The 23,384-nt window shown below is 66.4% G+C and carries 16 protein-coding genes and 1 tRNA gene; 7 read left to right on the top strand and 10 right to left on the bottom strand.

Annotated features, from left to right (window positions below):
• Nucleotide 1 precedes the first annotated feature (1 nt).
• Nucleotides 2-508 carry an OmpA family protein gene (locus DTS01S_RS08340; RefSeq protein ID WP_016446849.1) on the top strand — a complete coding sequence of 169 codons (507 nt, stop codon included), beginning with the start codon at nucleotides 2-4 and terminating at the stop codon, nucleotides 506-508.
• Nucleotides 509-541: 33 nt separating this feature from the next.
• On the opposite strand, the gene DTS01S_RS08335 is transcribed toward DTS01S_RS08340, so the two are convergent.
• The 8 genes from DTS01S_RS08335 to DTS01S_RS08295 all read right to left on the bottom strand — a co-directional run bounded on the left by DTS01S_RS08335 (nucleotide 542) and on the right by DTS01S_RS08295 (nucleotide 11,619).
• A tRNA-Sec gene (locus tag DTS01S_RS08335) sits at nucleotides 542-637 on the bottom strand.
• Nucleotides 638-834: 197 nt separating this feature from the next.
• Entirely contained in the window at nucleotides 835-2,787 is a 1,953-nt protein-coding gene (gene selB / locus DTS01S_RS08330) for a selenocysteine-specific translation elongation factor (RefSeq protein ID WP_017407789.1), read from the bottom strand.
• Between the two features lie 10 nt (nucleotides 2,788-2,797).
• Nucleotides 2,798-4,252, bottom strand: coding sequence for an L-seryl-tRNA(Sec) selenium transferase (gene selA, locus DTS01S_RS08325; RefSeq protein ID WP_017407790.1), 1,455 nt, complete (start codon nucleotides 4,250-4,252; stop codon nucleotides 2,798-2,800).
• A gap of 14 nt (nucleotides 4,253-4,266) precedes the next feature.
• A complete protein-coding gene (gene fdhE / locus DTS01S_RS08320; protein WP_017407791.1) occupies nucleotides 4,267-5,241 on the bottom strand; it encodes a formate dehydrogenase accessory protein FdhE in 975 nt (324 codons plus the stop codon).
• 206 nt (nucleotides 5,242-5,447) lie between these two features.
• The gene (locus DTS01S_RS08315; RefSeq protein ID WP_012205324.1) at nucleotides 5,448-6,074 is read right to left on the bottom strand and encodes a formate dehydrogenase subunit gamma; all 627 of its coding nucleotides are present in this window, start codon (nucleotides 6,072-6,074) and stop codon (nucleotides 5,448-5,450) included.
• Nucleotides 6,071-7,000, bottom strand: coding sequence for a formate dehydrogenase subunit beta (gene fdxH, locus DTS01S_RS08310; RefSeq protein WP_012205325.1), 930 nt, complete (start codon nucleotides 6,998-7,000; stop codon nucleotides 6,071-6,073). Before fdxH ends, DTS01S_RS08315 begins: the two co-directional genes overlap by 4 nt.
• 10 nt (nucleotides 7,001-7,010) lie before the next feature.
• Nucleotides 7,011-10,076 (bottom strand): formate dehydrogenase-N subunit alpha, encoded by a 3,066-nt coding sequence (gene fdnG / locus DTS01S_RS08305; RefSeq protein ID WP_080650104.1) that lies wholly within the window; start codon nucleotides 10,074-10,076, stop codon nucleotides 7,011-7,013.
• Nucleotides 10,077-10,431: 355 nt separating this feature from the next.
• Entirely contained in the window at nucleotides 10,432-11,619 is a 1,188-nt protein-coding gene (locus DTS01S_RS08295) for an AI-2E family transporter (protein WP_016446855.1), read from the bottom strand.
• Between the two features lie 231 nt (nucleotides 11,620-11,850).
• Between DTS01S_RS08295 and DTS01S_RS08290 the strand changes: the two genes are divergently transcribed.
• The 5 genes from DTS01S_RS08290 to DTS01S_RS08270 all read left to right on the top strand — a co-directional run bounded on the left by DTS01S_RS08290 (nucleotide 11,851) and on the right by DTS01S_RS08270 (nucleotide 19,497).
• Complete coding sequence (locus DTS01S_RS08290) at nucleotides 11,851-14,730, top strand: 2-oxoglutarate dehydrogenase E1 component (RefSeq protein WP_016446856.1); 2,880 nt, start codon at nucleotides 11,851-11,853, stop codon at nucleotides 14,728-14,730.
• 54 nt (nucleotides 14,731-14,784) lie between these two features.
• Complete coding sequence (gene odhB / locus DTS01S_RS08285) at nucleotides 14,785-16,044, top strand: 2-oxoglutarate dehydrogenase complex dihydrolipoyllysine-residue succinyltransferase (protein ID WP_017404782.1); 1,260 nt, start codon at nucleotides 14,785-14,787, stop codon at nucleotides 16,042-16,044.
• A 90-nt stretch (nucleotides 16,045-16,134) separates the two neighbouring features.
• Nucleotides 16,135-17,562, top strand: coding sequence for a dihydrolipoyl dehydrogenase (gene lpdA / locus DTS01S_RS08280; RefSeq protein WP_017404783.1), 1,428 nt, complete (start codon nucleotides 16,135-16,137; stop codon nucleotides 17,560-17,562).
• Nucleotides 17,563-17,657: 95 nt separating this feature from the next.
• On the top strand, nucleotides 17,658-18,761 hold the full coding sequence (gene zapE / locus DTS01S_RS08275; protein ID WP_016446859.1) for a cell division protein ZapE: 1,104 nt from the start codon (nucleotides 17,658-17,660) through the stop codon (nucleotides 18,759-18,761).
• Between the two features lie 40 nt (nucleotides 18,762-18,801).
• On the top strand, nucleotides 18,802-19,497 hold the full coding sequence (locus DTS01S_RS08270) for a hypothetical protein (protein ID WP_026062213.1): 696 nt from the start codon (nucleotides 18,802-18,804) through the stop codon (nucleotides 19,495-19,497).
• A 78-nt stretch (nucleotides 19,498-19,575) separates the two neighbouring features.
• Here DTS01S_RS08270 and DTS01S_RS08265 read toward each other — a convergent pair whose 3' ends face one another.
• Entirely contained in the window at nucleotides 19,576-20,349 is a 774-nt protein-coding gene (locus DTS01S_RS08265) for a PP2C family protein-serine/threonine phosphatase (protein WP_026062214.1), read from the bottom strand.
• Nucleotides 20,350-20,485: 136 nt separating this feature from the next.
• Here DTS01S_RS08265 and DTS01S_RS08260 point away from each other — a divergent pair, with 136 nt between their 5' ends.
• Nucleotides 20,486-22,627, top strand: a complete 2,142-nt coding sequence (locus DTS01S_RS08260) for an ATP-dependent DNA helicase (protein WP_061287563.1) — start codon at nucleotides 20,486-20,488, stop codon at nucleotides 22,625-22,627.
• Here the strand turns inward: DTS01S_RS08260 and DTS01S_RS08255 are convergent.
• Nucleotides 22,590-23,381, bottom strand: a complete 792-nt coding sequence (locus DTS01S_RS08255; RefSeq protein WP_016454842.1) for an outer membrane protein assembly factor BamD — start codon at nucleotides 23,379-23,381, stop codon at nucleotides 22,590-22,592. The two genes, DTS01S_RS08260 and DTS01S_RS08255, sit on opposite strands and share 38 nt — an antisense overlap.
• Nucleotides 23,382-23,384 lie beyond the last annotated feature (3 nt).

Genomic DNA, 23,384 nt, shown 5'->3' with positions numbered 1-23,384 from the left:
CATGTTGAAACGACGGAGCTGGACCCGGATGTGCGGCGCAGGTGCGGCCGCTGTGCTGGCCCTTGCGCTGGCGGGCTGCAAGGCGGCGCCCGAGGCGCCGCCTACGCCGCAGGGCCTGACCGAGCAGCAGCAGCAAGTGCTGCGCAGCCAGGGCTTTGCACAGGCGGAGCAGGGCTGGGAGCTGCAGATGTCGGGCAAGCTGCTGTTCGGCTTTGACTCGGCCGAAGTCGGCGCCCAGGCGCGCACCAAGGTGCTGGAACTGGGGCGGGCGCTCAAGGGCGTGGGCATAGAGCGGCTGCGCGTGGAAGGCCATACGGACGATCGCGGCAGCGATGCCTACAACATGCGCCTGTCGCTGCGCCGCGCCGAAGCCGTGGCCGATGTGCTTGCCGAAGCCGGCCTGGCGCGCCAGGATATCGAGGTCAAGGGCCTGGGCCGCGCCATGCCCGTGGTGCCCAGCGATGCGGCGGAGAACCGCCGCGTGGCCATCGTCGTGCCCTTGCAATAGCCGGAACCTGGCTGGGATCAGAGTCGGGGGGATTGGCGGAAAGCAGCAGGAGTCGAACCTACCCAGGAGCGGCTGACGCCCCTGACCGGGTTTGAAGCCCGGGCGCACCACCGGGTGCGTATGCTTTCCAGGATGTTAGGCACCCCCTGAGCGGCTGGCGCCGCTTCCCCCTCTCTACTCGCTGCGCGAGGGAGGGGGACGACGCCATCGGCTAGGCGCCCCCGCCGCGAGGCGGCTCTTGCTCGGCGTCCCTGGGTTGGGCCGCGCCATTGCAGGTGCTATGCCCAAAACCGGCTATTGTAGCGGTCCCATGGGAGCGTTATGGCTCAGCTTTTGGGTGGGGTGAGCGAATTTCCGCCAGTGGTCCACTGCACATCGGGGCGCAGCAGGTGGGCGTCGCGCAGGCGGCGGGTGTAGCCGATGCGGTCGAAGAATTCGAGGATCTGGATGGCGCGCTTGCGGCCCAGGCCTGTGGCATCGCGAAAGGCGTGGGCCTGGATTTCGCCGTTGGGGGTGGCGGCGGCCAGTTCGCGCACCAGGGCGGCGAGTTCGTCCGTGCGGGCGGCGGAGTAGAACAGGTCCTTGGTCACCTGAAACAGCAGTCCCTGGCGCGCGAGCTTGCGCAGCAGCTGGCGCACGGTTTCCTCGCCGATGGCGTTGTCGCGTGCCAGGTCGCGCACCCAGGGCGGGTCGTAGCGGCCGGCTTCGATGGCCGGCAGCAGTTTCTGGGCGATCTGTGTTTCGCTGTCCGACAGTTGCACGCTGTGGCCGGGCAGGTGCAGCCAGGCGCCGCTGGCGGCCAGGCTGCCATCCTGCAGCAGCGTTTGCAGCAGGCCTTTCCACAGCGCGTCATGTCCTGCATGGACCAGGCCGGACAGTGCCATGCGGCGCAGGCGTGCCGCGTTCACACCGGGCTCGTCGGGGTTTTTTTCGTGAAAGCGCGCCATGCTGTCCAGCACCTGGCCGCGCAGCTGCGTCCAGCGTGCGTCACCCAGCAACAGCGTGTCGCCCTCGGCCAGTGGAAGTCGGTGCAGCCGGTGCCCCACGTTGTCCGTGGCCACGGATGCGCGGCCTGTCAGGCGCATGAGCTGCGACGTGGCAATGCCGTGCGCCGCGCCTTGCACCAGCGCGCTGGCGTCCCCGGTGGCAATCAGCGATTCCAGCGCCTGCAGATAGGCCGTGCGCTCGGGGCTGCGGCGCTTGCGTGCGGGAGCAAAGGGGTCGATGACGCTGCCGCCCGCAATCGTACGGTTGGCCTGGGCATTGCGCACGATGAGCCGGTCGCCGGGTTGGGCATGTACGGGCATGTCCAGCACCAGTTGGACGATGGCCTGCTCGCCGGGACCCAGCGGCTGGTCCTGCAGCAGGGCCACGTGGGCCGTGCAGCGCGCCGTACCGATGTGCACATGCACAGGCGTCCATTGGGCCAGTGATGGCGCATCGGCCAGCAGTTGCAGGCGCACGTCGATCCGGTCGCTGGCCTGCAGCAGCCGTGCGTCGGCGATCCAGTCGCCGCGCGTGATGGCTTCCTTGGCAATGCCCGGCAGGTTGAGCGCGCAGCGCTGTCCGGCCAGGCCCCGCTCGCTGGCCTGGTTCTGGGCATGCAGGCTGCGCACGCGCACCTCGGTGCCCGAGGCCGAGTGCACCAGCGTGTCGCCGACTTTCACCTGCCCGCCGAACACGGTGCCCGTGACCACGGTGCCCTGGCCCGGCAGCGTGAAGCTGCGGTCCACGGCCAGGCGGAACAGTCCGTCGCTGGCCCGCGCGGGAATGGACTGGGCGCGCGCCATGAGGTGCTCGCGCAGCTGCGCCACGCCCGCGTCACCGGGCTGGGCGGCGGCGGTGGGAAAGACCGGGGCGCCGGCCAGCGCCGTGGGCGCCAGCAGGGACTCGATCTCGGCACGCACCTGCTGCAGGCGCTCGGGCGTGGCGCGGTCGGCCTTGGTCAGGGCCACGGTGGCTTCGCGCACGCCCAGCAGCTGCAGGATGTCCAGGTGCTCGCGCGTCTGCGGCATGACGCCGTCGTCGGCCGCCACCACCAGCAGGGCGTGGTCTATGCCCACGGCGCCTGCGGCCATGGTGTGCACGAATTTTTCGTGGCCGGGCACGTCGATGATGCCCAGTACCTCGCCATTGGGCAGCGGCGTGTAGGCATAGCCCAGCTCGATGGAGATGCCGCGCGCCTTCTCTTCCTTGAGGCGGTCGGTGTCCACGCCCGTGAGCGCGCGCACCAGGGTGGTCTTGCCGTGGTCGATGTGGCCGGCGGTGCCAATGATCATGCGTTCGTCCTCAGGCGATGTGCAGCAGCGGCAGCTGTTCGGTGAAGGCCGGCTCGTCGGCTGCCTCCAGGCAGCGCAGGTCCAGCCACAGCGCGTCGTCATGCAGCCGGCCGATGACGGGGCGGGGCAGGCCGCGCAGGCCCGCTTCAAGCCGGGTGAGCTGGCGGCCGGCCTGGCGACCGTCGGCCGGATGCAGTCGCAGGCCCCAGCTGGGCAGGTTCTCCACGGGCAGGGCGCCGCTGCCGATCTGGCTGTTCATCTCGGCGGTTTCCACCACATAGCGGCTGCCCAGCGCCTGCTGCACCAGCGGCTGCAGCGCCTGCGCGCGGGCCTGCATGTCGGCCTGGGGGCGCGTGAACAGGCGCAGCGTGGTCAGGCGCTCGGCCAGCTTTTCTGGGTGCAGGTACAGGCGCAGCGTGGGCTCCAGCGCGGCCAGGGTGAGCTTGCTCACGCGCAGCGCGCGCTTGAGCGGGTGTTTCTTGATGCGGGCGATCAGGTCCTTGCGGCCCACGATCAGGCCGGCCTGCGGACCGCCCAGCAGCTTGTCGCCACTGAAGGTGACGATGTCGGCGCCCGACTCGATGGTCTCGCGCACCGTGACCTCGTAGGGCAGGCCCCATTCGCGCAGATCGAGCAGGGTGCCGCTGCCCAGGTCCACCACCATCTGCAGGCCGTGCGCATGGGCAATGGCTGCCACCTCGGCGTCGCTCACGGCCTTGGTGAAGCCGGTGATGGCGTAGTTGCTGCAATGCACCTTCATGAGCAGGCCGGTGTGTTCGCCGACAGCGCCTTCGTAGTCGCGCGCATGGGTGCGGTTGGTGGTGCCCACCTCGACCAGGGTGGCGCCCGCGCGCGTCATCACGTCGGGGATGCGGAAGGCCCCGCCGATCTCCACCAGCTCGCCGCGCGAGACGATGACCTCGCGCCCGCCCGCCAGCGTGGCCAGGGTCAGCAGCACGGCGGCGGCGTTGTTGTTGACCACGGTGCAGGCCTCGGCGCCCGTGAGTTCGCAGACCAGGGATTCGATCAGGTCGTCGCGGTCGCCACGGCCGCCGTCCTCCAGGTCGTACTCCAGGTTGGCCGGCGCCGTCATGGCGGCCACCACGGCGTCCACGGCCTCCTGCGGCAGCAGGGCGCGGCCCAGGTTGGTGTGCAGCACCGTGCCCGTGAGGTTGAAGACCGTGCGCAGACGGGGTGCAAAGCGCCGCGCCAGGCGCAGGCCGGCCGCCTGGATCACCTCAGTGATGCCGGGCGCGCCTGCATCGGGCTCGCCGGACCGCAGCCGCTGCTGCGCATCGGCCCGCATCTGTGCCAGTGTCTCGCGCACGGCCTGGGTGCAGGCATCAAGGCCGTGGCGCTCGCGCAGCGCGAGCATGTCGGCGCTCAGCAGCACCTTGTCCACGGCAGGCAGGCGCAGCGCGGACGGGGTGGAGGAAGCGGCAGAGGTGGCGGCGGTATCGGTCATGGTGTGCGAAAGGGTCAGGCAGCAGGCGTGGCGGGGTCGATCAGCGCGTCGCCGGCCTCGTCCTGCTCCTCGGCAAAGGCCACGTAGAGCAGGGGATTGGCGCTGGCGCGCTGAAAGCGCGTCTCCTCGCCCATCAGCAGGTCCAGCATCAGCGAGGCCAGGTCGTCGGCCAGGGGCTCGGCCATCGGGTCCTTTTCCTGGTTGACCACCTTGCGGTAGCTGCCGCATTCCTCGCAGGTCTCGGCCAGCACGGTATCGCCTGCGCCATCGATGCCCTGGTACTCGACGCCCTTGGTCGACTCGCAGTGGGAGCACTTGACGCGCACCATGTGCCACTCCGTGCAGCAGGTGCCGCAGTGCAGGTAGCGATGGCCTGCGGCCTTGCCGCCAATGCGCAACACGCTGGCCACGGGCTCGCTGGCGCAGACGGGACAGATCGAGGCGGGATCGGTATAGGGCACGTCGCGTGCGTTCAGGCCGCTGGCGCGCGTGGCAAACACCACCTGCAGCGCAGCCATCACAAAGGGCGCCATGCCCACGTGGCGGGCCGCCACTTCCTTTTGCAGCAGCCGCTGCGCGATCTCGTCACGCCCGGCCGTGTCCAGCGCGCGCAGCTCCTGCAGCAGCGGCTGCAGCGGCGCTGGCAAGCCGTCGGCGCCCGACAGGGCATCGAGCATGCGGTCCAGCACGCCATGCCAGGCGGCATCGATATGGTCGGCGGCAGGCAGCAGCGGCATGGAATGCTCCTGCGCCCGCGCGATCAGCGCCGCATCGGGCTCGGCCAGCGTCAGCTGCCCGGCCGCCTTGGCCTGCGCGTCCACGATCTGCGCCACAAACCGCAGGTAGTCGGCAATCGGATTGCCCTCGGCCAGCTGCCGCAGCCGCGCCGCCCGCTCGACGAACAGCGCCGGCAACTGCGGCAGCAGCACGCGCGGAAAACTGGTGTGGTCCAGCGACTCGATATCGCCGGGTTGAAGAATGCGTTGCATTGGAATGAATCCCAAAAAAACAGCCGCCCGGATCGCTGGGCGGCTGGGTGCTCAGGCTGATGCCTAGTATGACGCCATGTCTGTGAAAACTGGCGCGGCCCAAGGCGAGGGGCACCGAGGAAGGGCCGTCCCGCACCGAGGGTGCCGTCCCCCTCCCTCGCGCGGCGAGTAGAGAGGGGGAAGCGGCGTAAGCCGCTCAGGGGGTGTCAGTCATTATCACCGGTCATCTTGCGATACCACCCCCGGTGGTGCTGCTTGGCCCAGGCCCGTGTCACCGTGCCGTACAGCATGGCGCGGATGGTGCCCCGGGTCCAGATGGCCGCGTACACGTGCATGATGATCAGGCCGATCATCCACACGCCCGCGATGGCGTGCACCACCGAGGCGGCGCGCACCACGTTGACGGGCAGCGTCCACCAGGCGCGCCACATGAGCGCGCCGGTCACGGTGATCGCCAGCATGCCGATGACCAGGCCCCAGAACAGCAGCTTCTGGCCGCCGTTGTACTTGCCCTGCTCGGGCATGTCGTGGTCGTCGCCGTCGATCATCTTGTTGACGTTCTTGAGCCACTCGATGTCGCGCGGCTCGACCACGTTCAGGCGCCAGAAGCGCAGCGCCATGATGATGAAGAACAGCGCCATCACCACCCCGATGTAGGGGTGCAGGATGCGTGTCCACGGCCCGCCGCCGAACAGTTGCGTGAGCGGGAAGAAGGCCGGGTGGAAGAACGCCAGGCCCGACAGTGCCAGCAGGATGAAGCAGATGCCGACCACCCAGTGGTTGGCACGCTCCGATGCGTTGTAGCGCACCAGGTCACGTGGGTTGCGTTTCATCGGCGGGCCTCCTTTTCAGCGGCTTCCTGGTCCTTGCGGTCCATTTCGTCTTCCAGTTCCTTGGACACGTCGTTCGGGCCCTTGGTGATGTAGTGGAACAGGCTGCCGACGGCAGCTGCGCCCAGCGCGGCCATGGCCAATGGCTTGGCCACGCCCTTCCACAGGGACACCATGGGGCTGATCTTCGGGTCGTCGGGCAGGCCCTTGTACAGCGAAGGCTTGTCCGCGTGATGCAGCACGTACATCACATGGGTGCCGCCCACGCCCTGCGGGTCATACAGGCCCGCCTCGGCATAGCCGCGCCGCTTGAGGTCGCCGATGCGGTGCTCGGCCTGGTCCTTCATCGCCTCCTTGGTGCCGAACATGATGGCGCCGGTGGGGCAGGTCTTGACACAGGCAGGCTCCCGGCCGACGGCCACGCGGTCCGAGCACAGCGTGCACTTGTAGGCCTTGTGGTCCTTCTTGGAGATGCGCGGGATGTTGAACGGGCAGCCCGTGACGCAGTAGCCGCAGCCCACGCATTGGTCCTGCTGGAAGTCCACGATGCCGTTGCTGTACTGCACGATGGCGCCCGGCGAGGGGCAGGCCTTCAGGCAGCCCGGGTCCTCGCAGTGCATGCAGCCGTCCTTGCGGATCAGCCACTCCAGGTTGCCGGTCGCTTCGTTCTCGTACTCGGTAAAGCGCATGACGGTCCACGACTGATCCGTCAGATCGGTCGGGTTGTCATAGACGCCGGCCGCGCAGGTGCCGATTTCGTCGCGCAGGTCGTTCCACTCCATGCAGGCGGTCTGGCAGGCCTTGCACCCGATGCACTTGGAGACATCGATGAGCTTGGCCACCTCGCCGCTGTGCGTTTCGCGCGCACTGGGGGCAGGCGTCGTCGTGGCCGAGCGACGCTTGATATCGAGAGACATGGTTGATGACATCAGCTGCTCCTTAAACCTTTTCCACCTTCACGAGGAAGGTCTTGGATTCCGGGGTAAGGCTGTTGCCATCGCCCACCGATGCCGTCAGGTTGTTGGCCATGTAGCCCTTGCGGCCCGTCGACGAGAAGCCCCAGTGAATGGGCACGCCCACGTGGTGGATGGTCTTGCCATCGATCTTCATGGGCTTGATGCGCTTGGTCACCACGGCGGCCGCCTTGACGAAGCCGCGCTTGGAGCTGACCTTCACATGCTGGCCCGTCTCGATGCCCAGTTCCTTGGCCAGCGCCTCGCCGATTTCCACGAACTGCTCGGGCTGAACGATGTTGTTCAACTGAACGTGCTTGGTCCAATAGTGGAAGTGCTCGGTCAGGCGGTACGTCGTGCCCACATGCGGGAACTCGCTGGGCGAGCCTGCCGAATCCTTGGCGGAGTCGAAGATGCGGGCGGCCGGGTTGATGACAGCCAGCTTGTTGTCGGGATACATGGGGTTGTATCCCAGCGGGTTGTCGAAGGCCTCGTAGTGGGTGGGGAACGGTCCCTCGTTCATGCCCTTGCGGGCGAAGAAGCGCGCTACGCCCTCGGGGTTCATGATGAACGGATCGGTGGTCTCCGGCGGCATGGTCGGACCCATGTCGGGCACGTCGGCGCCGCCCCAGGCCTTGCCGTTCCAGCGGATCAGCGTGCGCTGGGGATTGAACGGCTGGCCGTTGCGGTCGCACGAGGCACGGTTGTAGAGCACGCGGCGGTTGGCCGGCCAGGCCCAGGCCCAGTTCAGCGTATTGCCTATACCCGTAGGGTCGCTGTTGTCGCGTCGGGCCATCTGGTTGCCGGACGAGGTCCAGCAGCCAGCCCAGATCCAGCAGCCGCCCATCGTCGTGCCGTCGTCGCGCATCTCGCCGAAGCCGGCGAGCTGCTCGCCTGCCTTGCGGATGAGCTTGGTCGGGTCCTTGGGGTCGAACAGGTCCACCAGCGCGCGGCCGTTGTACTCCTTGGCGATCTCTTCCGAAGTCGGATGATCGGCATGGGCATACGGCCACCACAGCTTGGTGATCGGCTCGGGGAACTTGCCGCCGTCCTTCTCGTAGGCCTGCTTCAGGCGCAGGTGCAGGGCCGACATGATGGCGATGTCGGTCTTGGCTTCGCCCGGGGGCTCGGCCGCCTTCCAGTGCCACTGCAGCACACGCGAGGAACTGACGACGGCGCCGTCCTCCTCGGCAAAGCAGGTCGTGGGCAGGCGGAACACCTCGGTCTGGATGGATGCCGAATCCACGTCGTTGAACTCGCCGTGGTTCTTCCAGAACTCCGACGTTTCGGTGACCAGCGGGTCCATGATCACCAGGAACTTCAGCTTCTTGAGGCCTTCGCGCACATTGTTGCTGTTCGCAAGAGCCGCCAGCGGGTTGAAGCCCTGGGCGATGTAGCCGTTGATCTTGCCCTGCGCCATCATGTCGAACACCTGCAGCATGTCGTACTGCTTGTCCAGCTTGGGCAGGTAGTTGAAGGCCCAGTTGTTCTCGGCCGTGGCCGCCGGTCCCCACCAGGCCTTCATGAGGCTCACGTGGAACTTGGGCGTGTTCGACCAGTAGTTCATCTGGCCCGGGCGCATGGCCTTGGGCGTGCGCGCGTCGATGTACTTCTGGTAGTCCTGCTCGCCTTCGTTGGGCAGCGTCAGATAGCCTGGCAGCGAAGCCGACAGAATCCCCAGGTCCGTCAGGCCCTGGATGTTGGAGTGCCCGCGCAGCGCATTCATGCCGCCGCCGGCCACGCCGATGTTGCCCAGCAGAAGCTGCACCATGGCGCCCGTGCGCAGGATCTGCGCACCCGTGGTGTGCTGTGTCCAGCCCAGTGCGTACAGGATGGTTGCGGCGCGGCCCGGCACTGCCGTCGAGGCCAGCTTCTCGCACACATGCAGGAATTTTTCCTTGGGCGTGCCGCAGGCGCTCTCCACCTTCTCGGGCGTATAGCTGGCGTAGTGGCGCTTGAGCCATTGGTACACGCAGCGCGGATGCTGCAGGCTGGCGTCCACCTTCACGTAGCCGTCGGCGTCGAGTTCATAGTCCCAGCTGGACTTGTCGTACTTGCGGGTCTGTGGGTCGTAGCCCGAGAAGATGCCCTCGTCGAACGCAAACTCCTCCTTCACGATGTACGAGAAGTCGGTGTAGTTCCTCACGTACTCGTGATGGATCTTGTCGTTCGTCAGCAGATAGTTGATCACGCCACCCAGGAACACGATGTCCGAGCCCGACCGGATGGGGGCGTAGAAATCGGCCACGGAGGCGGAGCGGTTGAAGCGCGGATCGACCACCATGAAGTGCGCACCGTTGTGCTCCTTCGCTTCGGTCACCCACTTGAAACCGCAGGGATGTGCTTCAGCGGCATTGCCGCCCATGATCAGGATAACGTCCGCGTTCTTGATGTCGACCCAATGGTTCGTCATCGCTCCACGGCCAAACGTCGGGGCAAGACCTGCCACCGTCGGGCCGTGTCAGACACGTGCTTGGTTATCGAGTGCGAGCAGGCCCCAGGAGCGGGCCACCTTGTGTGTGACGTAGCCGGCTTCGTTGCTGGAGGCCGAGGCGGCCAGCATGCCGGTGGTCAGCCAGCGGTTCACCGTCTGGCCCTTGTCGTTTTGCTCGACGAAGTTCGCGTCGCGGTCGTCCTTGAGCAGCTTGGTGATGCGGGTCAGCGCCTCATCCCAGGACATGCGCTTCCACTCGGTGGAGCCGGGCGCGCGGTACTCGGGATACTTCAGGCGGTGCGGGCTGTGGACGAAGTCCAGCAGCGATGCGCCCTTTGGGCACAGCGTTCCGCGGTTGACGGGGTGGTCGGGATCTCCCTCGACGTGGATCACCGACAGCTTGGCGTTCTTGACGCCATCGCTCAGCGAATACATCAGGATGCCGCAGCCTACCGAACAGTAGGTGCAGGTCTGGCGGGTGACCGTGGTGGCGGCCAGCTTGAACTGGCGCACTTCAGCCAGGGCGGCCGTGGGCGAGAAACCCATCAACGCCAGGCTGGATCCGGCCAGAGTCGAACCAGTCACTTTCATGAACTGGCGTCTGGAGAATTGGACCATGTGGGGTACCTTCTAATAGAAATTGACGCTTGTAAGCAAATTCTACGAGTGCACCCCGAAAACAATCCGGGAAATAACCCTTAATCCCGAGTCGGCCTGTGCGGCATTCATGCGCGGCCTCCCCGCTGCACCTTGCTGCGCGGGGCTTGCCGGCCCGGTGTCCGGCTGATTCATCAGTTGAATTGATTATCTGGTTTGAAGGCTTCGGATATTTTGTTTTATATCAATCCGGCATTCATTGGCTGGCTGAATGGCGTCGATCAATCCAGTCTATTGGGTGAATGCGAACCATTTGCGCCGATTGAATTGCCGAATGGGGTTTTTGGCCTCCCCCGGGAGCGGAGGCCGGGGTGGATCAGCGTGCCGGCGGGCCTGGATCGCGCGGGGCATGCTTGAGGCCCAGATCATCCGACGTCTGATATTCAGCATGCGCCAAACCCGTCTTGTTCACCGATGGGTTCACCGTTTGGGCCATTTGGCGGCGCCTTTCCTCATCCTGCAGCTGCATGCGCGTGAACATGTCCCAGATTGCCATGAACAGCGCCGCGATCACGGGTCCTATCACAAAACCCGTCAGTCCGAAGAGAGCCATGCCGCCCAGTGTCGAGATCAGCACGATGTAGTCGGGCATCTTGGTGTCCTTGCCCACCAGCAGCGGGCGCAGCACGTTGTCCACCAGTCCGATCACCAGCACGCCGTAGGCGATCAGGATCAGGCCCTTGCCCATGTCACCGGTGGCCAGGAAGTAGATGGCCACCGGTGCCCAGATCAGGCCGGCGCCCACGGCGGGCAGCAGCGACAGGAACGCCATCACCACGCCCCACAGCACGGGCCCCTGGATGCCCAGAATCCAGAAGATCAGCCCGCCCAGCGCGCCCTGGGCGGCCGCCACGGCCAGGTTGCCCTTGACGGTGGCGCGGATCACGGTGGTGAACTTGCTCGACAGCTCGGCCTTGTGATCGGACTGCAGCGGGATGGCCATGCGGATGCGCTGTGTCAGGTCGCGGCCGTCACGCAGCAGGAAGAACAGCAGGTACAGCATCACGCAGAAGCCGACCAGAAACCCGAAGGTGTTCTGGCCTATGCCCAGCGCCTTGGTGGCGGCCAGCTTGGAGGCCTGCATGGCGATGCTGGACAGCTTGTCCTGCAGCTCGGCCAGCGAACCCAGGTGCAACCGCTCCAGCCAGGGTGTGACCCAGGAGGGCAGGGCGTCCATGATCTGTTGCACATAGGTGCCTGCATCCAGGTTGCCGCTGTTGACGCGCTCATAGATCAACGAGGCCTCGCGCACCAGCGAGGCGCCGATCAGCGCCAGCGGCAGGATGGCCACCACCAGGCACAGCAGCAGGGTGGACAGGGCGGCGAGATTGGTGCGCCGTGGCATGCGCGCCAGCAGGCGCCGGTGCAGCGGCGAAAACAGGATGGCCAGGGCGACGCCCCAGAAGATGGCCCCCATGAACTCCCAGAGCACGGCACCGAAGCCTATGGTTGCCGCAATCAGCAGCAGCATGAAAGTGCGTTTGTGTAGGGGCAGCAGGTTCATCTGGCGGTCCGTTCGGAAGATGCGCCAATGTACGCGACTGCGGGAACTCCCGGAGAGTTCAGGTAATCACTTGGTAACTGCCCTGCTGCGATGTTTGAACGGTGGCACAATGGCGGTCGCAACCAGGCCCTTCCCCAGCCACAGTCGCATCCGCCAATCGGTACAGCCGTGTCGCGGAAGGTTCCACAAACCAGCTAATGCCTCCCTCAGGGAGGCTGAGGTCAGCGCAATATGAGCGATCAGACGTCGGTCTACCAAGCCTACCAAGGCAATACCTACCTCTTCGGCGGCAATGCCCCCTACGTCGAAGAAATGTACGAAAACTACCTGGCCAATCCCGGTAGCGTGCCGGATTCCTGGCGCGAGTACTTTGATGCACTGCAACATGTGCCCGCAGTCGATGGCACCGACGCCAAGGACGTTCCGCACCAGCCCGTCATCAACGCTTTCGCCGAGCGCGCCAAGCAAGGCGGCACCAAGGTGGTCGTGGCCTCCGGCGCCGACTCCGAGCTGGGCCGCAAGCGCACCGCCGTCCAGCAACTGATCGCCGCCTACCGCAATGTCGGCGCACGCTGGGCCGATCTGGACCCCCTCAAGCGCACCGAGCGCCCTGAAATTCCCGAGCTGGAGCCGTCGTTCTACGGCTTCACCGATGCCGACCAGGAAACGGTGTTCAACACGAGCAACACCTTCTTCGGCAAGGAAAGCATGTCCCTGCGCGAGCTGATGAACGCTCTGCGCGAAACCTACTGCGGCACCATCGGCTCCGAGTACATGTATGCCACGGACCAGACGCAAAAGCGCTGGTGGCAGCAAAAGCTGGAAACCAGCCGTACCAAGCCCAGCTTTGATGCCAGCCGGAAAAAGCGCATCCTCGACCGCCTGACGGCTGCCGAAGGCCTGGAACGCTACCTGCACACCAAGTACGTCGGCCAAAAGCGCTTCTCGCTGGAAGGTGGCGAGAGCTTCATCGTCGCCATGGACGAGCTGATCAACGCTGCCGGCCAGAAGGGCGTGCAGGAAGTCGTGATCGGCATGGCCCACCGCGGCCGCCTGAACGTGCTGGTCAACACCCTGGGCAAGATGCCCAAGGACCTGTTCGCCGAGTTCGACCACACCGCCCCCGAGGACCTGCCCGCCGGTGACGTGAAGTACCACCAGGGCTTCAGCTCCGACGTGTCCACCGCAGGCGGCCCCGTCCACCTGTCGCTGGCCTTCAACCCCTCGCACCTGGAAATCGTCAACCCCGTGGTCGAAGGTTCGGTGCGCTCGCGCATGGACCGCCGCGACGACCCGCACGGCAAGCAGGTGCTGCCCGTGCTGGTGCACGGCGATGCAGCCTTCGCCGGCCAGGGCGTGAACCAGGAAACCCTGGCGCTGGCCCAGACCCGTGGCTACACCACGGGCGGCACGGTGCACATCATCATCAACAACCAGATCGGCTTCACCACCTCCGATCCGCGCGACACCCGCTCCACGCTGTACTGCACCGACATCGTCAAGATGATCGAGTCGCCCGTGCTGCACGTCAACGGCGATGATCCGGAAGCCGTGGCGCTGGCCGTGCAGCTGGCCCTGGAGTTCCGCATGGAATTCTCCAAGGACGTGGTCGTGGACATCGTCTGCTTCCGCAAGCTGGGCCACAACGAGCAGGACACCCCCGCGCTGACCCAGCCGCTGATGTACAAGAAGATCGGCGCCCACCCCGGCACCCGCAAGCTGTACGCCGACAAGCTGGCCGCACAGGGCCTGGGCGAATCGCTGGGCGACGACATGGCCAAGGCCTACCGCGCCGCCATGGACGAAGGCCGCCACACCGTGGACCCGGTGCTGACCAACTTCAAGAGCAAGTACGCCGTGGACTGGAGCCCGTTCCTGGGCAAGACCTGGACGGACGCCGGCGACACCGCCATCCCGCTGACGGAATGGAAGCGCCTGGCCGAACGCATCACCACCATCCCCGAGACCGTGACGCCGCACGCGCTGGTCAAGAAGGTCTATGACGACCGCGCAGCGATGGGCCGCGGCGAAGTCAACGTGGACTGGGGCATGGGCGAGCACATGGCCTTCGCATCGCTGGTCGCATCGGGCTATCCCGTGCGCCTGTCGGGCGAGGACTGCGGCCGCGGCACCTTCACGCACCGCCACTCGGTCATCCATGACCAAAAGCGCGAGAAGTGGAGCGAAGGCACCTACATCCCGCTGCAGAACGTGGCCGACAGCCAGGCTCCGTTCACCGTCATCGACTCCATCCTGTCCGAAGAAGCCGTGCTGGGCTTCGAGTACGGCTATGCGTCGAACGACCCCAACACCCTGGTGATCTGGGAAGCCCAGTTCGGCGACTTCGCCAACGGCGCCCAGGTCGTGATCGACCAGTTCATCGCCTCCGGTGAAGTCAAGTGGGGCCGCATCAACGGCCTGACGCTGATGCTGCCGCACGGCTACGAAGGCCAGGGCCCCGAGCACAGCTCGGCCCGCCTGGAGCGCTTCATGCAGCTGGCCGCCGACGCCAACATGCAGATCGTGCAGCCGACCACGGCCAGCCAGATCTTCCACGTGCTGCGCCGCCAGATGGTGCGCCCGCTGCGCAAGCCGCTGGTCATCATGACCCCCAAGTCGCTGCTGCGCAACAAGGACGCCACCTCGCCGCTGTCCGAGTTCACCAGCGGCGGTTTCCAGACCGTGATCCCCGAGCAGGACGAAGCCGTCGTGAAGAACGCGGCCAAGGTCAAGCGCGTGATCGCATGCTCCGGCAAGGTGTACTACGACCTGGTCAAGAAGCGCACCGAGAAGGAAAGCAAGGACGTCGCCATCATCCGCGTCGAGCAGCTGTACCCCTTCCCGCACAAGGCTTTCGCCGCTGAACTGAAGAAGTTCGGCAACGCCACCGACATCGTCTGGTGCCAGGACGAGCCGCAGAACCAGGGCGCCTGGTTCTTCGTGCAGCACTACATCCACGAGAACATGCTCGATGGCCAGAAGCTGGGCTACTCCGGCCGCGCTGCCTCGGCATCGCCCGCCGTGGGTTACGCCCACCTGCACCAGGAGCAGCAAAAGGCCCTGGTGGAAGGCGCGTTCTCCAAGCTCAAGGGTTTTGTCCTGAACAAGTAAGGCAGCCCCCACCCGCTACGTATCAGTACAGAACACTTTTGGAAAGAATCACAAATGGCTATCGTTGAAGTCAAAGTTCCCCAGCTGTCCGAGTCCATCGCTGAGGCCACCATGCTGACCTGGAAGAAGAAGGCCGGCGAAGCGGTTGCAGTCGATGAGATCCTCATCGAGATCGAAACCGACAAGGTCGTGCTCGAAGTGCCCGCGCCCGCCGCTGGCGTGCTGGCCGAGATCGTGCAAGGTGACGGCGCCACCGTGGTGGCCGAGCAGCTGATCGCCAAGATCGACACCGAAGGCGTGGCCGGCGTGGCCGCTGCCGCTCCTGCCGCAGCTCCCGCTGCCGCAGCGCCTGCTGCTGCTCCCGCCGCTGCTGCTGCCACTGGCGGCAGCAAGGGCGATGTCGCCATGCCCGCCGCTGCCAAGCTGCTGGCCGAGAACAACCTGTCGGCCGCCAACGTGGCTGGCTCCGGCAAGGATGGCCGCGTGACCAAGGGCGACGCCCTGGCCGCCATCAAGGGCGGCGTGCAGTCCACCGCTGCCGTCATTCCCACCGGCGTGCCCACCAAGGCGCTGCCCCAGGTGTCGGCTCCGTCCGCCAAGGAAGACCTCAGCGGCCGTCCCGAGCAGCGCGTGCCCATGAGCCGCCTGCGTGCCCGCGTGGCCGAGCGTCTGCTGCAGTCGCAGTCCACCAACGCCATCCTGACCACGTTCAATGAAGTGAACATGGCCCCGGTGATGGATCTGCGCAAGAAGTTCCAGGACGCCTTCACCAAGGAACACGGCACCAAGCTGGGCTTCATGTCCTTCTTCGTCAAGGCGGCCGTGCACGCCCTGAAGAAGTACCCGGTGCTCAACGCATCCGTGGACGGCAACGACATCGTCTACCACGGCTACTTCGACATCGGTATCGCCGTGGGTTCGCCCCGTGGCCTGGTGGTGCCCATCCTGCGCAATGCAGACCAGATGAGCTTCGCCGACATCGAAAAGAAGATTGCCGAATTCGGCAAGAAGGCTGCCGAAGGCAAGCTGGGCATTGAAGAAATGACCGGCGGCACCTTCTCCATCTCCAATGGCGGCACCTTCGGCTCGATGATGTCCACCCCCATCATCAACCCGCCCCAGTCGGCCATCCTGGGCGTGCACGCCACCAAGGACCGTGCCATGGTCGAGAACGGCCAGGTCGTGGTGCGCCCGATGAACTATCTGGCCATGTCCTATGACCACCGCATCATCGACGGCCGCGAAGCCGTGCTGGGCCTGGTGGCCATGAAGGACGCGCTGGAAGATCCTTCGCGCCTGCTGTTCGACCTGTAATTCCACAGGGTTCGACACGACGAAAACCCACCCTTGGCCGCGCGCCCTGCGGTGGGTTTTTTCATGCATCACAGACAAGAGATTCCTGAAATGAGCAAGCAATTCGACGTCATCGTCATCGGCGCGGGCCCTGGCGGCTACATCGCCGCCATCCGTGCCGCGCAACTGGGCTTCAACGTGGCCTGTATCGACGAGTGGAAGAACGCCGCCGGCGGCGCCGCTCCGGGCGGCACCTGCACCAACGTGGGCTGCATTCCCTCCAAGGCCCTGCTGCAGTCGTCCGAGCACTTCGAGCACGCCAACCTGCACTTTGCCGACCATGGCATCTCCACCGGCAAGGTCGAGATGGACGTGGCCAAGATGATCGCCCGCAAGGATGCGGTCGTGAAGCAGAACAACGACGGCATCCTGTACCTGTTCAAGAAGAACAAGGTCACGTTCTTCCACGGCCGTGGCTCCTTCGTCAAGGCCGTCGAAGGCGGCTACGAGATCAAGGTCGCCGGCAAGGAAGAGGAAGTGCTGACGGGCAAGCAGATCGTGGTGGCCACCGGCTCCAACGCCCGCGCTCTGCCCGGCGTGCCCTTTGACGAGGAAAACATCCTCTCCAACGATGGCGCCCTGCGCCTGGGCAAGGCCCCCAAGAAGCTGGCGCTGATCGGCGCCGGCGTGATCGGCCTGGAAATGGGCTCGGTCTGGCGCCGTCTTGGCACCGAAGTCATCGTGCTCGAAGGCATGGACAAGTTCCTGCCCGCCGTGGATGAGCAAATCGCCAAGGAAGCCAAGAAGGCATTCGACAAGCAGGGCCTGAAGATCGAGCTGGGCGTGAAGATCGGCGAAGTCAAGTCCGGCAAGAAGGGCGTGTCCATCGCCTACACCAACGCCAAGGGTGAAGCCCAGGCGCTGGAGGCTGACAAGCTCATCATCTCCATTGGCCGCACGGCCAACACCGCCGGCCTCAATGCCGAGGCGGTGGGCCTGGCCCTGGACGAGCGCGGCTGCATCGTGGTCGATGACGACTGCAAGACCAGCCTGCCCGGCGTCTGGGCCGTGGGCGACGTGGTGCGCGGCCCGATGCTGGCGCACAAGGCCGAGGAAGAGGCCGTGGCCGTGGCCGAGCGCATCGCCGGCCAGCATGGCCATGTGAACTTCGGCACCATCCCCTGGGTGATCTACACCAGCCCCGAAATCGCCTGGGTGGGCCGCACCGAGCAGCAACTGAAGGAGCAGGGCGTCAAGTACAAGGCCGGCAGCTTCCCCTTCCTGGCCAACGGCCGTGCGCGCGCCCTGGGCGACACCACCGGCATGGTCAAGTTCCTGGCCGATGCCGAAACCGACGAGATCCTGGGCGTGCACATGGTCGGCCCCATGGTCTCGGAGCTGATCTCCGAAGCCGTGGTTGCCATGGAGTTCAAGGCATCGAGCGAAGACATCGCCCGCATCTGCCATGCCCACCCCTCGCTGTCCGAAGCCACCAAGGAGGCTGCCCTGGCAGTCGACAAGCGTACTCTGAACTTCTGAGTGCCAGGCTAGCCATCTAGCCAATCCGAGACCTGAAAGCGCTTGCTCTGCAAGCGCTTTCAGCTTCTGAATACATAGCAAATGGTTGATGCTGCATGAGCGTTTCAGTGCGAGAGGCCTACGAGGCCGAACTGGTAGCCAAGGGCTTTCACAGTGATCCTGCGCAACTGCGCGCCGTCGAGGCGCTGCAGCGCTGTGCCGACGACTGGACGGTCTACCGCCAGCGCCGCTCCAACGCCTTCAAGAAGCTCATCAACCATCCCGAGATTCCCCGTGGCGTCTACATGTACGGCGGGGTGGGGCGCGGCAAGAGCTTTCTCATGGATTGCTTCTTCAACGCCGTGCCGCTCAGGCGCAAGGTGCGCCTGCATTTCCATGAATTCATGCGCGAGGTCCACCGTGAACTCGCCGTGCTGCAGGGCACCCAGAACCCGCTGGACGTGCTGGGTGCGCGCATCTCCAAGAAGTACAAGCTGATCTGCTTCGATGAATTCCACGTGGCCGACATCACGGACGCGATGATCCTGCACCGGCTGCTGGTGTCGCTGTTCGCCAACGGCGTGGGCTTTGTCACCACCTCCAACTTCAAGCCCGACGAGCTGTACCCGGGCGGCCTGCACCGCGACCGCATCCTGCCGGCCATCGACCTGCTCAACGAGCGCATGGAAGTCGTCAACGTGGACAACGGCACGGACTACCGCCGCCGCACGCTGGAAAACGCCAGGCTCTACCACACGCCGCTGGGCGCCGAGGCCGATGCGGCCATGACCGAGACCTTCGACAAGCTGGCCGAGGTCAAGGACGAGGACCCGGTGCTGCACATCGAGGCGCGCGAGATCCGTGCGCGCCGCCGCGCCGGTGGCGTGGTCTGGTTCGACTTCCGCGAGCTGTGCGGCGGCCCGCGCTCGCAGAACGACTACCTGGAGATCGCAAGCCAGTTCCACACCGTGCTGCTGTCCGACGTGCCCTATATGCCGGTCAACATGGCGTCGCCCGCGCGGCGCTTCACCTGGTTGGTGGACGTGCTGTACGACCGCAGGGTCAAGCTGGTCATCTCGGCCGCCGTGCCGCCCGAGCAGCTTTACACTGAGGGCCCGCTGGCCCATGAGTTCCCCCGCACCGTCTCGCGCCTGAACGAGATGCAGTCCAAGGAGTTCCTGGCGCTGGAGCGCCGCGTGGTGGATACCAGCCTGACCTGAGGCAGGTGGCCGCGCCTGGCGTCGTTTGCCGGACCTGTACATGCTGAAACTGCCCACCTCTGCTTTTGTCCTTGTGAAGAAACTGCCCGTTCCTTTGGGCGCCGCGCTGGCCTGCCTGGCCTTGGCGGGCCCGGCCGTGGCGGCCGATGCCGCGCGGGAGCCTGGCCAGGCGGCCAGGCAGGCCCAGGCCGAACGCAAGGCCGCGCGTGCCGACATCGCAGCCCAGCGCGCCGTCATCGAGCGCCGGCGCACGGCCCTGGAGTCCGAGTGCTACCAGCGCTTTGCCGTGGAAGACTGCCTCAAGCAGGCGCGCGAAGAGGCCCGTGAGCAGGATCGTCCGCTGCGCGAACGCGAGCTTCAGATCAACGACGAGGAGCGCAAGGAGCGCGCCGTCCAGCGCCTGGAAGACATCGAGGCCAAGAAGGCGCAGAAGGCAGCCTCCACCATGGAGGCCAAGGAACGGCCGCCGGCCGTGCAGCGCGATACCCAGGCCCTGCGCGCGCAGCGCGCCCAGGAGGCGCAGCAGCGCGCCGCCCAGCAGGCCAGCCACCAGCGCGAACGGCAGGCCCAGATGGAGCAGCGCCAGTCCGCCCAGGAGCAGGAGCGGCGCGCGGCATCGCGTGCGCAGTTCGAAGCCAAGCAGAAGGAAGCGGCCGAGCGCAAGGCCCGTGCCGCCGAAGCGGCCCGCGAGCGCGGTCCCCAGGCTGCGCCGCTGCCGGTGCCGCCTGCTCCCTGATCCTTTTTTTCTCTGCCACGCGCCAACAGGCCAACCGGGTGGGGGCTGGCGTGAGGGCCTGGATGCTCCAACCCCGGTTCAAGCCGTCTGGGCCGACTCCAGCGCCTCGAGCTTGAGCACCACCAAGGACAGGTTGTCGCCCCCGCCCTGGGCGCGCACGCGGGCCTTGTCGATGAGGAACTCCGTGGCCTCGCGCGGAGTGAGCGCGTTGAGCACGGTGCCCAGTTCCTCGGCCGTGTAGTAGTGCCAGACGCCATCGCTGCAGGCCATGAGGGTGGTGCCCGGATACACGCGCTCGATCACATGGTGGCTCATGGGCGGTTCGGCCTCGGTGCCCAGGCAGCCCAGCAGGATGTTGGACTTGGGGTGCACGTGGGCCTCGAATTCGGTGAGCTCTCCCCGGTCCACCAGCGACTGCACATAGGAATGGTCCTTGGTGCGGTGGACCATGGTCGCGTCCTGGTAGTGGTAGATGCGCGAATCGCCCGAATGCACCCAGTGGCAGCGGCCCTGGGGCAGCAGGACGAAGGCGGCGATGGTGCTGTGCGGCTCCTGCTCGGCCGAAATGGCGGTCAGACGGATCACCGTGTGCGACTCGCGCACGATGCTCTCCAGCAGCGCTGTGCAGTCCTCCTTGCCCGGCTCGAAGCGCTCGAACAGCTGGCGCGCCGTGAGCATGACCTGGTCGGAGGCCTTGCGCCCGCCGCTGCGCCCGCCCATGCCGTCGGCCAGAACGCCCAGCAGGCAGCCGTGGACATACGGGTGGGCCATGAGCATCACCTGGTCTTGCTGGTATTGCCTGTCACCGCGATGGATGCCTGTGGCGGCTTGGAGTCGGTACGCTGGCTGCATGGTCTCTGGTTTGGTGGGCTCTTGGGGCGGCGGATGGGCACACCAGTGGCATGGCGCATATTATCGGAGCGCTGCCCCCGGTGCCGGCTCGCCCGGCTCCCGTGGCGCTGTCTTTTTCAACAACCGGACCTGTCCTGTGCATTCCCTGACCGCCGCCGTGCAGGCGGCCTTCGCCCCGCAAGGCCTGCTGTCGCGCGCCGAGGCGCAGTTCCTGCCGCGTGAAGGCCAGACCCGCATGGCCATGGCCGTGGCCCAGGCCATCGAAGAGCGCCAGACCCTGGTCGTGGAGGCCGGCACGGGCGTGGGCAAGACCTATGCCTATCTGGTGCCGGCCCTGCTCAGCGGCCAGCGCGTGCTGGTGTCCACGGCCACGCGTGCGCTGCAGGACCAATTGTTCGCACGGGATCTGCCGCGTCTGGTGGCTGCCCTGGGCATGCCGCTGCGCATGGCGCGCCTCAAGGGTCGCAGCGCCTACCTGTGCCTGGAGCGGCTGGAGCGCGTGCGCCAGGGCCGCACGGCGCCGCAGGACCCGCAGGTGCTGCGCAGCGTGGCCCTGGTCGAGCGCTGGGCGCGCACCACGCGCACAGGTGACCTGGGCGAGCTGCCCGCGCTGGACGAGCGCTCGCCCGCGCTGCCCCTGGTCACTTCCACTCGCGACAACTGCCTGGGCTCGGACTGCCCGCATTGGCAGGACTGCCATGTCAACGTGGCCCGCCGCACCGCGCTGGACGCCGACGTGGTGGTCATCAACCACCATCTGATGTTTGCCGACCTCGACGTGCGCGATTCGGGTGTGGCCCAACTGCTGCCCAGCGCGGGTGTGGTGGTGGTGGACGAGGCCCACCAGCTCAACGACACCGGCGTGCAGTTCGCTGGCCTGAGCCTGTCGGGCCAGCAATTGACGGGCTATGCCCGCGATGTGCTGCGCGCCGGCCAGGAACTGGCACGCGGCATGGCCGACTGGATGATGCTCTCGGCGCGTGTGGAGCAGGCACTGCGCGAGCTGCGCCTGGCCGCAGGCAAGCCCCCTGTGGGCGGACGTCTGTCCTGGCAGGGCGTGACGCCGCAGGGACTGGACGCCCAGAGCTGGCGCACGGCCCTGGTCACGCTGGGGCGCAGCCTGCGGGCGCTGGTGGAGCCGCTGGTGCAATTGCAGGTCAGCGATCCCGAACTGCGCAGGCTGCTCGAGCGCGGCAGCGAACTGCTGCGGCGCCTGGCCACCTTCGCGGCGGCGGCCGTGCAAGACACGGTGCGCTGGCTGGAACTGGGCAGCCAGCAGATGCGCATGCTGGAGTCTCCGCTGACCATTGCACACATCATGCGCACGCGGCTGCTGGGTCCGACGCAAGCGCAAGCGCAAGAGCAAGACCAAGAGCATCAGGAAGGAAGCGGGCAAGACGCCGAGCCGCAGGAAAACGCACCCACCGCCCCGTACGAGTCGCCAGCGGGCACCGCCTGGATCTTCACCTCTGCCACGCTGGGCGACGACGAGCGGCTGAGCTGGTTCACCGAGCCCTGCGGACTGCGAGAGGCCCAGGTGCTGCGCGTGGACAGCCCCTTCGACTATGCGCGGCAGGCGGCGCTTTATGTGCCGCGGCCTTTTGCCGAGGCAGGAAGCCCGGCCCACAGCGCCGAGGTGGCACGCCTGGCGCTGGATGCGGCCCAGCGCCTGGGCGGCCGCACTCTGGTGCTGACCACCACGCTGCGTGCCCTGCACGCCATAGGCGACACGCTGCAGCAGTCGCTGGGGCTGTTCGGTGAACTTGATGTGCTGGTCCAGGGGCAGGCGCCCAAGCTGACCTTGATCGAGCGCTTTGTTGCGGCAGGCGAAGGCAAGGGCGCCAGCGCGGGGCGCGGCTGCATTCTCGTGGCATCGGCCACTTTCTGGGAAGGGGTGGATTTGCCTGGCGATGCGCTGCAGCTGGTGGTCATCGACAAGCTGCCGTTTCCGCCGCCCGACGATCCGCTGGTCGAGGCGCGTTCGCGCAGTCTGGAATCCGTGGGCCGGCAGGCCTTTGCCGACTACATGCTGCCCGAGGCCGCGATGGCGCTCAAGCAGGGCGCCGGGCGCCTGATCCGGCGCGAGACGGATCGCGGCGTGCTTGTGGTCTGCGATCCCAGATTGACCGCCAAGGGTTATGGGCGGCGGCTGCGCGCTGCGCTGCCGCCCATGCGGACTCTGGAGGACGAGGCGGCCTTTGTTCAGGCCCTGCAGGCGCTGGCGCAGCCTGCGCCGCAGGTCACCACAGTTTCCACCACGACTTCTGCTTTGCCGTGACGTCCTTGTCGGAGTCCTGGCCGTACGAGGCGGTCAGCACGCGCTGCGCATCGTCACGCAGCTGGGTCATGCCCAGTGCATCGTATGAGTTCACCAGGATCTGCATGGCTTCGCGCACGGCGGGCACGCCCTGGTAGTCCTTGACGGCGGTCTGCGCACGTGCGATGGCGGCCACGTAGGCGCCGCGTCCGTAGTAGTAGCGGGCCACGTGGACTTCGTACTGCGCCAGCGAGTTGACGATGTACTGCATGCGCAGCCGCGAGTCTTCGGCGTAGCGCGACTCGGGGAAGCGCGTCACCAGCTCGCGGAATGACTCGAAGGAGTCCTTGGCGGCCTTCTGGTCGCGCTCGGACAGATCCTGGCGCGACAGCCAGGAGAACATGCCCAGGTTGTCATTGAAGTTGACCAGGCCCTTGAGGTACAGGGCGTAGTCGGTGGCGGGGCTGGCCGGGTGCAGCTTCAGGAAGCGGTCCAGCGTGGCCGTGGCCTGGACCTTGTCGCCGCTCTTGTACTGGGCATAGGCCTTGTCGAGCTGGGCCTGTTGGGCCAGGGGCGTGCCGGCGGCACGGCCTTCGAGCTTCTCGAACAGCGGAACGGCCTTGTCGAACGCACCGGACGCGGCTTCGTCGCGCGCCTCGGTATAGATGCGGTCCGGGGTCCACTTGGCAGTAGGGTCTTGTTGCGTACTGGAGCAGGCTGTCAGGACGCCTGCGACCAGCACGGCGGGAACGATGGACAGGGGAATACGCTGCATGGT

The sequence above is a fragment of the Delftia tsuruhatensis NBRC 16741 genome, assembly GCF_001571325.1.
In the GTDB taxonomy this organism is placed as follows: domain Bacteria; phylum Pseudomonadota; class Gammaproteobacteria; order Burkholderiales; family Burkholderiaceae_C; genus Comamonas; species Comamonas tsuruhatensis.
Note: the sequence above shows the minus strand (reverse complement) of the source record. Positions and strands in the feature narration are given on the sequence as shown.

Coding starts and splice junctions, on each gene's coding strand:
- DTS01S_RS08340 (WP_016446849.1), top strand. CDS start 2: ATGTTGAAACGACGGAGCTGGACCCGGATGTGCGGCGCAGGTGCGGCC.
- selB (WP_017407789.1), bottom strand. CDS start 2,787: ATGATCATTGGCACCGCCGGCCACATCGACCACGGCAAGACCACCCTG.
- selA (WP_017407790.1), bottom strand. CDS start 4,252: ATGACCGATACCGCCGCCACCTCTGCCGCTTCCTCCACCCCGTCCGCG.
- fdhE (WP_017407791.1), bottom strand. CDS start 5,241: ATGCAACGCATTCTTCAACCCGGCGATATCGAGTCGCTGGACCACACC.
- DTS01S_RS08315 (WP_012205324.1), bottom strand. CDS start 6,074: ATGAAACGCAACCCACGTGACCTGGTGCGCTACAACGCATCGGAGCGT.
- fdxH (WP_012205325.1), bottom strand. CDS start 7,000: ATGTCATCAACCATGTCTCTCGATATCAAGCGTCGCTCGGCCACGACG.
- DTS01S_RS08295 (WP_016446855.1), bottom strand. CDS start 11,619: ATGAACCTGCTGCCCCTACACAAACGCACTTTCATGCTGCTGCTGATT.
- DTS01S_RS08290 (WP_016446856.1), top strand. CDS start 11,851: ATGAGCGATCAGACGTCGGTCTACCAAGCCTACCAAGGCAATACCTAC.
- odhB (WP_017404782.1), top strand. CDS start 14,785: ATGGCTATCGTTGAAGTCAAAGTTCCCCAGCTGTCCGAGTCCATCGCT.
- lpdA (WP_017404783.1), top strand. CDS start 16,135: ATGAGCAAGCAATTCGACGTCATCGTCATCGGCGCGGGCCCTGGCGGC.
- zapE (WP_016446859.1), top strand. CDS start 17,658: ATGAGCGTTTCAGTGCGAGAGGCCTACGAGGCCGAACTGGTAGCCAAG.
- DTS01S_RS08270 (WP_026062213.1), top strand. CDS start 18,802: ATGCTGAAACTGCCCACCTCTGCTTTTGTCCTTGTGAAGAAACTGCCC.
- DTS01S_RS08265 (WP_026062214.1), bottom strand. CDS start 20,349: ATGCAGCCAGCGTACCGACTCCAAGCCGCCACAGGCATCCATCGCGGT.
- DTS01S_RS08255 (WP_016454842.1), bottom strand. CDS start 23,381: ATGCAGCGTATTCCCCTGTCCATCGTTCCCGCCGTGCTGGTCGCAGGC.